Origin of the sequence: Acidovorax sp. NB1 (assembly GCF_005405905.1) — a bacterium.
In the GTDB taxonomy this organism is placed as follows: domain Bacteria; phylum Pseudomonadota; class Gammaproteobacteria; order Burkholderiales; family Burkholderiaceae_C; genus Acidovorax.
Genome location: NZ_BJHU01000007.1, coordinates 23,163 through 33,970 on the forward strand (window position 1 = coordinate 23,163; position 10,808 = coordinate 33,970).

The window sequence follows — 10,808 nt, forward strand, 5'->3', positions numbered from 1 at the left end:
AAATGATAGACGGCCAGCCTTGACGAGGGCGATGCCCTTGCCCCGACGTCAACGCGGGTCTTGGGCTGCGGGGTGCTGCTCGCTCCACGCGAGGGCGGCCTCCCAGCCCGGCGGCACGCAGCCCTGCTCCATCACACACAGGCTGGCGCTGGCCAGCGCATGGCGCAGCGCCTGCTGGCAGGCATCAGCCGTCAGCCCATCAACGCACTGCACAAAACGGGCAACCCCGGCGGCCTCTGACTGCCGCAGCAGATGCGCCAGCAACCCGGCCAGAAAGCTGTCGCCCGCGCCCACGGTGTCCACCACCTGCAGCGGCTGGGTCTCTTTGGCAAAACACTGCGCGCCATTGCGATGCAGCAGCCAGGCGCCTTCCGCGCCCAGCGTCAGCGCCATCAGGTGGGCCTGCGGGTTAGCGGCCAGCAAATGCTTCGCGCGGGCCAACGCATCGGCACCCGGCACGGCCAAGTGCTCCAGGTCTTCGTCGCTCGCCTTGATGATGTGGGCGTGGGCCAGCGCGGCGTACACCGTGGTGCGGTAGACCACCAGGTCGGGCATGACGGAGGGGCGCAGGTTGGCATCGACCACCACGCAGCGGCCAGCGGCGCGCTGGGCGGCCAGCCAAGGCAGGTAGATGGCGGTGTCACGCGCGTCGAGAGCCAACGCGCCGGTGCACACCAACTGAAGCTCGGGCAAGGCAGTACAGCTGTCGCCCAAGCGTTCTGCCGTCACGGCACGGTCCGCCACACCTTCGCGGTAAAAGGCGTAGTCGGGATGGCCATTTGCATCAAGGTTGACCACGGCCAGGGACGTGACTTGCTGCACAGGCTCAGGCCGGGCCAGCACCACGCCGTCGGCCACCAACTGCGCCGCCAGCTCGCAGCCAAAGCGGTCTCGCGACAAGGGGTTGAGGTACTGCGTGCCCACACCCTGCCGGGCCAGCGCACGACACAGGTTGTAGAGCGCGCCGCCCAGGCACGGCAGGTAGCTGCCATCGGGGCGGCGGATGAGGTCGATGAGGGCCTCCCCGGCGATGGCGGCTTGGACGGGCGTCGTAGCGGTAGAGGTGTCGGGTGCAGAAGTCATGGTGGCTTGGGATTTAGAAGGCAGCACGTCAGAACTGCGATTGCAGCGCGGGGTACAGCGCCACAAAGCGGGCATAGCGTTCGGCCAGCAGGGCTTGTTGCGCAGGCTGCGGCAGGAAGGTGGTGTCAGCGGGCAGGGGTTGGCACCAGCGGGCTTCGTCGCCACCGCAGGCCATGGCGGCCAGCCGCGCGGCGCCCAGAGCCGCTGCGGCGTGTGCGCCCTGCGGGCGTTGCAGTGCTGTGCACAGCGCACTGGCCAGCAGCTGCGCCCAGGGGTTGCTGCGGGCACCGCCGCCGACGAGGGCGAGGGCCGCTTCACTCCCACTGGCAGCAGCTCCCTGCCCAGCCCCTGCAGCGCGCATGGCGTTGAGGCCATCCAGCAGGCCAAAGCCCACGCCTTCCATCACGGCATAGGCCAGGTCGGCCGCTTCGTGCTCAGCGCGCAGGCCCATGAAGACGCCGGTGGCAGCCGCGTTGTTGTGCGGGGTGCGCTCGCCACTCAGGTAGGGCAAAAACAGCGGGGCCTGCGCCTGGCGGGTGGTGCTGAGGGTGCCCACTGCGTCCGACAGTTGCGCCTCGTCGCCGCGCCCTGTGAGCCGCGTGACCCAGCCGAAGGCACTGGCCGCGCTGAGCATGACCGACATGTGGTGCCAGCGCTGCGGCAGCGCGTGGGCGAAGGCATGCACGGCACGTTCGGTGGCGGGCGCAAAGGCATCCGTCACACGAAAGACCACGCCCGAGGTGCCCAGCGACACAAAACCCTGGCCCGCAGTGCGGGCGCCCACGCCCACGGCGCTGGCGGCGTTGTCGCCCGCGCCTGCAGCCACAACGACGCTGCCACGGAGCCCCCAGCGCCGGGCCACATCGCTACGCAGCGTGCCCGTGGGCGCACTGCCCTCGGCCAGCGCGGGCATGTGCGATGTATCGAGCCCGCAGGCCTGCAGCATGGCCGGGCTCCAGGCGCGGGCCTGCACGTCCAGCCACAGGGTGCCCGATGCGTCGGACATGTCGCTCACTGCATCGCCGGTGAGCTGCAGGCGCAGCCAGTCCTTGGGCAGCAATACGGTGCGGATCTGCGCAAACACGGCAGGCTCGTGCGTGCGCAGCCACAGCAGCTTGGGCGCGGTAAAGCCGGGCATGGCGAGGTTGCCGGTGATCTGGCGTGAGGTGGGCACTGCGGCCTCCAACTGCGCACATTCGGCGCTGGCGCGGCCGTCGTTCCACAAGATGGCCGGGCGCAGCACCTGGCCCTGCGCGCCCAACACCACGGCGCCATGCATGTGGCCCGAGAGGCCGATGCCCCGCACCTGCGCCCACGCAGCGGGCACCTGGGCACGCAGCTGCGCCACAGCAGCTTCCACCGCCGCCCACCAGTCGGCCGGGTGCTGCTCGCTCCACGTGGGCTGGGGGCGGTGCTGGGGCACGGCAGCATCGGCCGTGGCGACCACGGCGTGCGCGTCGTCCAGCAGCAGGAGCTTGACACCCGAGGTGCCCAAATCAATTCCGAGGTACATGGTGAATGAAGGGTCGATGGCAGGCCCTGGCTTCGACAGGCCCAGCTCGAAAGGTGGTTGGGTGATGGGCGATTTGCAGCGGTGAGCCGGTGATGGGATGTGGGACAGGGCCGCCCGCACACTCACTGGCCCTCACCACCACCCAAGGCGCTGCGACGCATCAAACCTTGCCAAACCTCCCCGCACCCTGCTTGCGGAACTCGCTGGGCGTCATGCCCTTGATGTCCAGGAAGCGGCGGTTGAAGTTGGCCATGTTGTTGAAACCCACGTCGTACGCGATGTGGGTGATGTAGCGGTCGGACTCCATGAGCAACTGGCAGGCACGGTTCACGCGCACCAGGTTCACGAAGTCGGTGAAGGTATTACCCGTGGCGCGCCGGAAGAAGCGCGAAAAGCGGCTTTCCGTCATGCCCAGCTCCTGGGCCAGGTCGGCGGCGGCCAGCGGCTCGGCCAGGTGGTCGGTGATGCGGCTCACGATGGCGTTGATCTGGTCCAGCTGGGCATCGTTGTCCTCGCTTTGCAGCTGCGTGCTCGACAGCAGGCGAAAGTCGGTGCAACGCGCCAGGTCGCTCAAAAATTCGCAGAACGCGCCGAACCGGGCCAGGCCCTGGCGCGCCTTGATGCGGTGCCAGTGCTCGTGCGCCTGCGATTCCATGCCGAAGAACTCGATGCCGTGGCGCGCACGCTCCAGCAGGGGCAGCACCTCGCGCAGCTCGGGGATGCTTTCGCTGCTGGCCACCAGCGGCGCGTGCGAGAACTGGATCACCAGGTCGCGCAGCGGCACGCCGCCTTCGGGCAGGTCCATGCTGATCCAGTTGTGCGGCAGGCGCGGGCCCGTGAGCACCAGGTGGCCGGGCTGGAACTGCCCGATCCAGTCGCCCACGAAGACCTTGCCCGAGGTGGCCGTGATCAGGTGCAGCTCGTACTCGTCGTGGTAGTGCCAGCGCGCCAGCGGCGTGGGAAAGCCATGCGACAGGCAGCGGATGAAGCCCGCCGTGTCCGGCGACTCGTAGCCCAGCTCGGGCGAGCGCACATAGTCGTGCTCCAGCTCAGGTTTGGTCTGGCGCGGGGCGGTGGGCGTTTTCACGGTCATGGCTGTGCGTGGGCCGACGTTACACCAGCATCAGGCGCTCGTCCGCTGTGCCACAAAGGCCACCACGCGGGCGTAGGCTTTGCGCAGGGCGTCCACCAGCTGGGGGTGGCTTGCCATTTCGCCCCACAGGGTCGTGTCTGCCGCATAGGCCGCCACCGGGTCAGGCGCGTCGCAGATGGCATGGGCCATGGCCGGGTCCATGGCCTGGTCCTGGTAGGTGTAGGGGATCTGCCCTGCGTGCCAGCGTTGCAGGTAGGCCAGGAACAGCGCAGGCAGCATTGCCACGCTGTCAAACGATGCATTGCGCGCCAGCTTGTCGCGGATGGTGGGCGCGATCATGCCGGGGATCTTGGAGAACGCGTCCATGGCCACACGCTGGTTGGTGTCCGCGATGGCGGGGTTGCCGAAGCGGTCCAGCACCACGTCGCGGTAACGTTCCAGATCGATGGGGCACGGCAGCAGCACGGGGATCGCATCGTCGGTCACGTAGTCGTAGGCCATCTGGCGGATAGCCGCATCGTGCGTGCCTTCGTGGATGTACTGGTAGCCCGCCAGCGTGCCCGCCCAGGCAATGCAGCTGTGCGTGGCGTTGAGCAGGCGGATCTTGGCCTCTTCGTGCGCCTGCACCGATTGCACCATCTCCACGCCCACCGTCTCCCACGCGGGGCGGCCGGCGATGAAGTCGTCTTCGATGACCCACTGGATGAAGCTCTCGCCCATGAGCGCTGCCTTGTCGTCCCAGCCGGTGGCGGCGCGCACGCGCTCGGCCACATCGGGTGTGGGGCGCGGGGTGATGCGGTCCACCATGGCGTTGGGACTCGTGGTGTTCTGCTCCACCCAGGTTTTCAACTGCGCATCGCCCAGCGCGTCGATGAACTGCAGCAGCCCGCTGCGCGAGCGCTCGCCGTTATGGCGCAGGTTGTCGCAGTTCATCAGCGTGACGGGGCCTGCGCCCGAGCGCATGCGTGCGCGCAGGATGCTCACCAGGCCGCCGTAGATGGTGTGGCCCGCCTGGCCGGCCTTCACGGCTGCAAGGTCGGCGCGCAGGTCGGCAAAGGTCGCCCAGTCGAGCTCGTTGCGCGCGTCCAGGTAGTAGCCCGCTTCAGTGACCGTGAACGAGATGATGCGCGTGGCCGGGTCTGAACCCATGGCGATGAGCGGGGCCAGGTCATCCTGATAGGGAATCACGCGCTGTATGGATTCGATGACGGTGTAGCTGCGCTCGCCCTGGGGCGTGACCGTCTCCAGCGTGTAGCGCCCGCCCTGCGCTTGCAGTGCGGCGATGGTGTCGGCCATGTCGGGACGCAGGTTGCCGCCCGCGATGGCCCAGCCGGTGTCGCCCTGTTGGCGCAATGCGTGGACATAGACGGCCTGGTGCGCGCGATGGAACGAGCCCAGGCCCAGGTGCAGGATGAAATTCATGGTGCGTGAAGACAACAGGGTTCTAGAGGTCGAAATTCGTCGGCATCATCACGACGTCGCGGATGGTCATGCCGCGTGGGCGGGTGAGCATGAAAAGCACCACGTCGGCCACTTCAGAGGCCTCGATCAGGCTGCCGCTGGCCTTGGCTTCAGCCAGCTTTTCGGCAGGCCAGTCGGCCAGCAGCGAGGTGATGACGGGCCCAGGCGAGATGGAACCCACGCGGATGCCGTGCTTGAACACCTGGCGGCGCACGGTCTGCACAAAGCAGTTGACCGCCCACTTGGACGATGCATAGACGGGCTCCCACGGCGTAGGGAAATGCGCGGCCAGCGAGCTGGTGACGATGATGTCGCCCCGGCCGCGCTCGATCATGTGGGGCAGCACGTTGTGCACGTTCTTCATCACCACGTTGACGTTCAGGTTGAGCATGCGGTCGATGGCGTCGGGGTCGGCATCCACCAGATCGCCGCCCACGTACAGCCCCGCATTGGCGTGGAAGATGTCGAGCTGCCCAGCGAGCGCCAGAGTACGCTGCAGCAGGCTGGCGCACTGCTTGGCATCGAGCAGATCCAGTACCAGCGGCGAGGCGTTCGCGCCGATGGCTGCGCAGGCCTTGCCCAGCGCGGCCTCGTCGCGGTCGATCAGCACCACGCGTGCGCCCGCATCGGCAATGGCCTTGGCGCTGGCGAACCCGATGCCCGAGGCGGCGCCGGTGACGGCCGCCACCTGCCCTTGCAGATCCCGCGCCGCGCTCATGCTGCGTGGCCCGCCACGACGCGGCCGGCGGTATCGAACCAATGGGCCTCGGAGGCATCGATGTCCAGGCTCACCGCGTCGCCCGCGCGCAGCCCCGTGCGGTCGTTCTGGCGCGAGACGAACTGCGCGCCGCCCGGCGTGGTCACGTAGATCAGCGTTTCGGCGCCCAGCGCCTCGATCAAGTCCACCTGGCCCGTGACCGGTGTCGCGCCCGTACCGCGCACAGCGATGTTCTCGGGCCGCAGGCCGATGGCCCCGCCCGCCGCGCCCGCCGGGGCTTGCTGCTGCACGGGTTGCGGCAGCTTCTGCAGGGGCACCACGTTCATCTGCGGCGTGCCGATGAACTGGGCCACGAACTGGTTGGCGGGCTGGTCGTACAGCTCCAGGGGCGTGCCCACCTGCTCGATGATGCCGTCGCGCAGCACCACCACACGGTCGGCCAGGGTCATGGCCTCCACCTGGTCGTGCGTCACGTAGATGGTGGTGGCGCCCAGGTCGCGGTGCAGCTTGGCGATCTCCACCCGCGTCTGGCCGCGCAGCGCCGCGTCGAGGTTGGACAGCGGCTCGTCGAACAGGAACACCTTGGGTGCACGCACGATGGCGCGGCCGATGGCCACGCGCTGGCGCTGCCCGCCCGACAGCTCCTTGGGCGTGCGCTGCAGGTACTGCGTGAGGTTGAGGATGCGCGCGGCGTTCTGCACCTTCTCATCGATCACCTCTTTGTCCACCTTGGCGAGCTTGAGTGCGAAGCTCATGTTCTCGTACACGCTCATGTGTGGGTACAGCGCGTAGCTCTGGAACACCATGGCCAGGTCGCGCTTGCTCGACGGCTGGTCGGTGATGTCGCGGCCGTCGAGCATGAGCGAGCCGCCGTCGATGCCTTCGAGCCCCGCGATCAGTCGCAGCAGCGTGGATTTGCCGCAGCCCGAGGGGCCGACGAAGACGATGAACTCGCCCTGCTGGATGGTGAGGTCGATGCCCTTGATGGCGCGGTGCTCGCCGAAGAATTTTTCGATGCCGCGCAGTTGAAGGTAGGCCACTCTAGAGCTCCAAAAAACAGATTGATTCCGGTCCGCCAGCAGCGGTGGTGTGAACAGCGATGCAAGGCGAGGTAGCCGCGGAACCGGCTTTGCCGGGCCGCTGGCTGCGCACCCTTGAGGGGGAGGCGCCGAAGGCGCTTCGGGGGGGAGTCATTTCACCGCGCCGAACGTGAGGCCCTGGACGAGCTGCTTCTGGCTGAACCAGCCGAACACCACGATGGGCGCAATGGCCATCAGCGACGCGGCGGACAGCTTGGCCCAGAACAAACCTTCGGGGCTGGAGTAGGACGCGATCAGCGTGGCCAGCGTGCCGGCCTTGGCGGCGCTGAGGTTCAGGCTCCAGAAGGCTTCGTTCCACGACAGCACCAGGCACAGGAGGCCGGTGGATGCCAGGCCCCCCATGCCCAGGGGCAGCAGCACCAGGCGCACCTCCTGCCACAGCGTGGCGCCGTCCATGCGCGCAGCCTCCAGGATCTCGTGCGGGATGTCCTTGAAGTGCGAATACAGCATCCAGACCATGATGGGCAGGTTGGACAGCGCGAACACGATGATCAGCGCGAGCTGCGTGTCGAGCAGGTGGCTCTTTTGCGCCAGCACGTAGATGGGCACCAGCGCGCCCACGGCGGGCATCATCTTGGTCGAGAGCATCCACATGAGGATGTCCTTGGTGTACTTGCCCTTGAAGAAGGCCATGGCGTAGGCCGCAGGGGCGGCCAGCATCAGGCCCAGCACGGTGGACAGCACGCTGGTGATGACCGAGTTCTTGGCGTACAGCAGGTAGTCGCTGCGCTCCTGCACCTCATGGAAATTCTCCAGCGTGGGCGTGAAGACGAACAGCGGCGGCACGGCAATGGCCTGCAGCTCGGTCTTGAAGGCCGTGAGGAACAGCCACCCCAGCGGGAAGAACAGCAGCAGGGCCACGCCCCAGGCGGCTGCGGTGCGCAGCGCGAGCAGACCGAGCGGAAAGTTGGATCGGCGTCGAGTTGTGGTTGTCATGATCGTTGCCCCTGGGTCTTACTTGTCGAGGTTCTTGCCGACCATGCGGATCAGGAACACGGCCGCGATGTTGGCCAGCACCACCGCGAACAGCGCTCCGGCCGAGGCCACGCCTGCGTCGAAGTTGAGCAGCGCCTGCTTGAAGATCAGGAAGGTGACGTTGGTGCTCGCATCGCCGGGGCCACCGGCGGTGGTCGTGTAGATCTCGGCAAAGATGCTGAGCAGGAAGATGAGTTCGATCATGACCACCACGGCCACCGAGCGGCCCAGGTGGGGCACGTACAGGTAGCGCAGCTGCTGCAGGTAGTTGGCGCCGTCCATGCGCGACGCTTCCAGCTGCTCGTGGTTCATGCTCTGCAGCGCGGTCATGAAGATCAGCGTGGCGAAGGGCAGCCACTGCCACGACACCATGACGATGACCGAGAACAGCGGGTGGTCGGTGAGCCAGTCCACCGGCGCCGCGCCGAAGAACATCCACACCTGCGCGAGCACGCCGTAGATGGGGTTCATCATCATGTTCTTCCACATCAGTGCGTTCACCGTAGGCATGACGAAGAACGGCGAGATCAGCAGCACCCGCACGATGCCCCGGCCCGGAAACGGCTCGTTGATGAGCAGCGCTATCGCCACGCCCAGCACCACGGTGATGAGGATCACACTCCCGAGCAGCAAGATGGTGTTGACCACCGCTGTACCGAACGACGGGTCGGTGACGAAGAATTCGAAATTCTCCAGGCCCGCAAAACCCGACTGGTCGGGCTGCATCAGGTTGTAGCGGATGAGCGAGAAATAGATCGTCATCACCAGCGGCACGATCATCCACAGGAAGAGCGTGGCCATGGCTGGCGTGAGCAGCAGGCGGGGGAGCAGGCGGCGGTTCATGGGAGTCTCGGAGAAATCTGGACGGGGTCACACCCTGAAGGCCAGAGCGAAGAGAGCGACAAGACAGGCTTCGAGTCGGGGTGCATCAGGCGAAGCTACCGACATCGGAGAAGTAAGCGTTCAGCCGGCGTAGCGAGCGGTCCGAGGTGGGGGTGCTGTACCGGAGCCGTACTATCGTACGGCGAGGAACACCACCCCCAGATCGGGCCGCGCAGTAGCCGGATGAATGCTTACTTGTAGTAGCCGGCCTTCTTCATCTCGCGGTCGGCCGACACCTGCGATGCCTTCAGCGCCGCATCCACCGTCGTCTTGCCCGCGAGCGCAGCGCTCATCTGCTGCCCCACGGCGATGCCGATGGCCTGGAACTCAGGGATGGCCGCGAACTGCACGCCCACGTACGGGCTCTTGGGCAGGGTCGAATCGGTCGGGTTGGCCGAGTCGATGGCGACCTTCTCGGCGGCGGCAAAGCGCGCGGCCTTCTGGAACTCGGGCGACGCATAGGTGCTCTTGCGCGTGCCGGTGGGCACGTTGGCCCAGCCGTTGGTCTTGGCCACGAGCTGCACATACTCCTTGCTGGTGGACCAGGTGATGAACTTCTGCGCGGCGTCCACCTTCTTCGAACCGGCGGGGATGGCCAGGTTCCAGGACCACAGCCAGTTGGCGCCCTTGGGGGTGTTCATGGTAGGTGCCTGGGCAAAGGCCATCTGGTCGGCGACCTTGGACTGCTTGGGATCGCTCACGAACGATGCGGCGATGGTCGCATCGATCCACATGCCGCACTTGCCGGAGTTGGTCAGCGCCAGGATCTCGTTGAAGCTGTTGGCCGACGAACCGGGCGGGCCGTAGTTCTTGAGCAGGTCCACGTAGAAGGTGATCGCATCCTTCCAGGGCTTGGATTCGAGCTGCGGCTTCCACTGCATGTCGAACCACTGGCCGCCGAAGGTGTTGACCAGCGTGGACAGGAAGGCCATGTTGTCGCCCCAGCCCGGCTTGCCGCGCAGGCAGATGCCGTACACGCCGTTCTTGGGGTCGTGGATCTTGGCGGCCAGATCCTTGATCTGCGGCCAGGTGGGGCGCTCGGGCACCTGCACGCCGGCCTTGTCGGCCAGGTCCTTACGGTACATGAGCATCGAACTTTCGCCGTAGAACGGCGCGGCGAACAGCTTGCCGTCGATGGACAGGCCGTTGCGCACGGCGGGCAGCAGGTCGTCCACGTCGTAGGCGGCGTCGGTCTTGAGTTCCTGCAGCCAGCCCTTCTTGCCCCAGATGGGGGCTTCGTACATGCCGATGGTCATCACGTCGAACTGGCCGCCCTTGGTGGCGATGTCGGTAGTGACGCGCTGGCGCAGCACGCCTTCTTCCAGCGTGACCCACTTGAGCTTGATGTCGGGATTGGCCTGCTCGAAGTTCTTGGAAAGCTTCTGCATCTCGATCATGTGGCCGTTGTTCACGGTGGCAATCACGAGTTCGGTCTGCGCATGCGCAGCGGCGCCGCACAGCGATGCCGCCAGGGCAGCAACGGCCAGGGCCAGGCGGGTGTGTGGACGGGTGGAACGGGGCATCGGAACGTCTCCTGCGTAGTTGGTATGGATCGGCCATTCAACGCCAGTCGGATCGCGGCATTGATGGCCTGAACGATACCGATGCTCTGATGCTCAGTTGATACTTTGAAAAGCCTTACACATACTAATTTTCGCCAGAATCTCAGGATTTATACCTAGATATATCAATTGGGTATGTGCATTGTGTGCCTGGGATGCCTGCCATGGCCCGGCGATGCGCTCGCAAATTTCGGCACAGGTGCGCGCCCCGTGTGCGCCAACTGTTTCTAATACTGGAACAGTCAGTTCGCGACCCGGTGGTTTTTCCCTGAACACCATCGGCGTACAGTTCAACCCATCGATGAGCCGAACCCGCAAGGCGACTCACCGAACCCGGTTCAGGAATGGTTTTTTGGCCCGGCTTTTTTGAGACGCTTTTTAACTTCAAGGATTTTCATCATGAACAACACCGCACGTTTCC

9 protein-coding genes are annotated in these 10,808 nt (G+C 66.1%); all 9 read right to left on the minus strand.

Annotated features, from left to right (window positions below):
- Positions 1–48: 48 nt before the first annotated feature.
- Positions 49–1,083 carry a PfkB family carbohydrate kinase gene (locus tag AvAM_RS03385; RefSeq protein ID WP_137745764.1) on the minus strand — a complete coding sequence of 345 codons (1,035 nt, stop codon included), beginning with the start codon at positions 1,081–1,083 and terminating at the stop codon, positions 49–51.
- Positions 1,084–1,111: 28 nt separating this feature from the next.
- Entirely contained in the window at positions 1,112–2,596 is a 1,485-nt protein-coding gene (gene xylB, locus AvAM_RS03390; protein WP_137745765.1) for a xylulokinase, read from the minus strand.
- A gap of 160 nt (positions 2,597–2,756) precedes the next feature.
- Complete coding sequence (locus tag AvAM_RS03395) at positions 2,757–3,689, minus strand: AraC family transcriptional regulator (protein ID WP_137745766.1); 933 nt, start codon at positions 3,687–3,689, stop codon at positions 2,757–2,759.
- A 30-nt stretch (positions 3,690–3,719) separates the two neighbouring features.
- Entirely contained in the window at positions 3,720–5,111 is a 1,392-nt protein-coding gene (dalD, locus tag AvAM_RS03400; protein ID WP_137745767.1) for a D-arabinitol 4-dehydrogenase, read from the minus strand.
- Positions 5,112–5,133: 22 nt separating this feature from the next.
- The gene (locus tag AvAM_RS03405; protein WP_137745768.1) at positions 5,134–5,868 is read right to left on the minus strand and encodes an SDR family oxidoreductase; all 735 of its coding nucleotides are present in this window, start codon (positions 5,866–5,868) and stop codon (positions 5,134–5,136) included.
- Entirely contained in the window at positions 5,865–6,908 is a 1,044-nt protein-coding gene (locus tag AvAM_RS03410) for an ABC transporter ATP-binding protein (protein ID WP_137745769.1), read from the minus strand. The genes AvAM_RS03405 and AvAM_RS03410 overlap by 4 nt, the downstream gene beginning before the upstream one ends.
- 150 nt (positions 6,909–7,058) lie before the next feature.
- Positions 7,059–7,904, minus strand: coding sequence for a carbohydrate ABC transporter permease (locus AvAM_RS03415; RefSeq protein ID WP_137745770.1), 846 nt, complete (start codon positions 7,902–7,904; stop codon positions 7,059–7,061).
- Between the two features lie 18 nt (positions 7,905–7,922).
- Complete coding sequence (locus AvAM_RS03420; protein WP_137745771.1) at positions 7,923–8,786, minus strand: carbohydrate ABC transporter permease; 864 nt, start codon at positions 8,784–8,786, stop codon at positions 7,923–7,925.
- A gap of 230 nt (positions 8,787–9,016) precedes the next feature.
- A complete protein-coding gene (locus AvAM_RS03425) occupies positions 9,017–10,348 on the minus strand; it encodes a sugar ABC transporter substrate-binding protein (protein ID WP_137745772.1) in 1,332 nt (443 codons plus the stop codon).
- Positions 10,349–10,808: the final 460 nt, after the last annotated feature.

Excerpts from the sequence above, each read along its gene's own strand:
- AvAM_RS03395 (WP_137745766.1), bottom strand. The coding sequence starts at position 3,689 with ATGACCGTGAAAACGCCCACCGCCCCGCGCCAGACCAAACCTGAGCTG.
- AvAM_RS03425 (WP_137745772.1), bottom strand. The coding sequence starts at position 10,348 with ATGCCCCGTTCCACCCGTCCACACACCCGCCTGGCCCTGGCCGTTGCT.
- xylB (WP_137745765.1), bottom strand. The coding sequence starts at position 2,596 with ATGTACCTCGGAATTGATTTGGGCACCTCGGGTGTCAAGCTCCTGCTG.
- AvAM_RS03415 (WP_137745770.1), bottom strand. The coding sequence starts at position 7,904 with ATGACAACCACAACTCGACGCCGATCCAACTTTCCGCTCGGTCTGCTC.
- AvAM_RS03420 (WP_137745771.1), bottom strand. The coding sequence starts at position 8,786 with ATGAACCGCCGCCTGCTCCCCCGCCTGCTGCTCACGCCAGCCATGGCC.
- AvAM_RS03405 (WP_137745768.1), bottom strand. The coding sequence starts at position 5,868 with ATGAGCGCGGCGCGGGATCTGCAAGGGCAGGTGGCGGCCGTCACCGGC.
- AvAM_RS03385 (WP_137745764.1), bottom strand. The coding sequence starts at position 1,083 with ATGACTTCTGCACCCGACACCTCTACCGCTACGACGCCCGTCCAAGCC.
- dalD (WP_137745767.1), bottom strand. The coding sequence starts at position 5,111 with ATGAATTTCATCCTGCACCTGGGCCTGGGCTCGTTCCATCGCGCGCAC.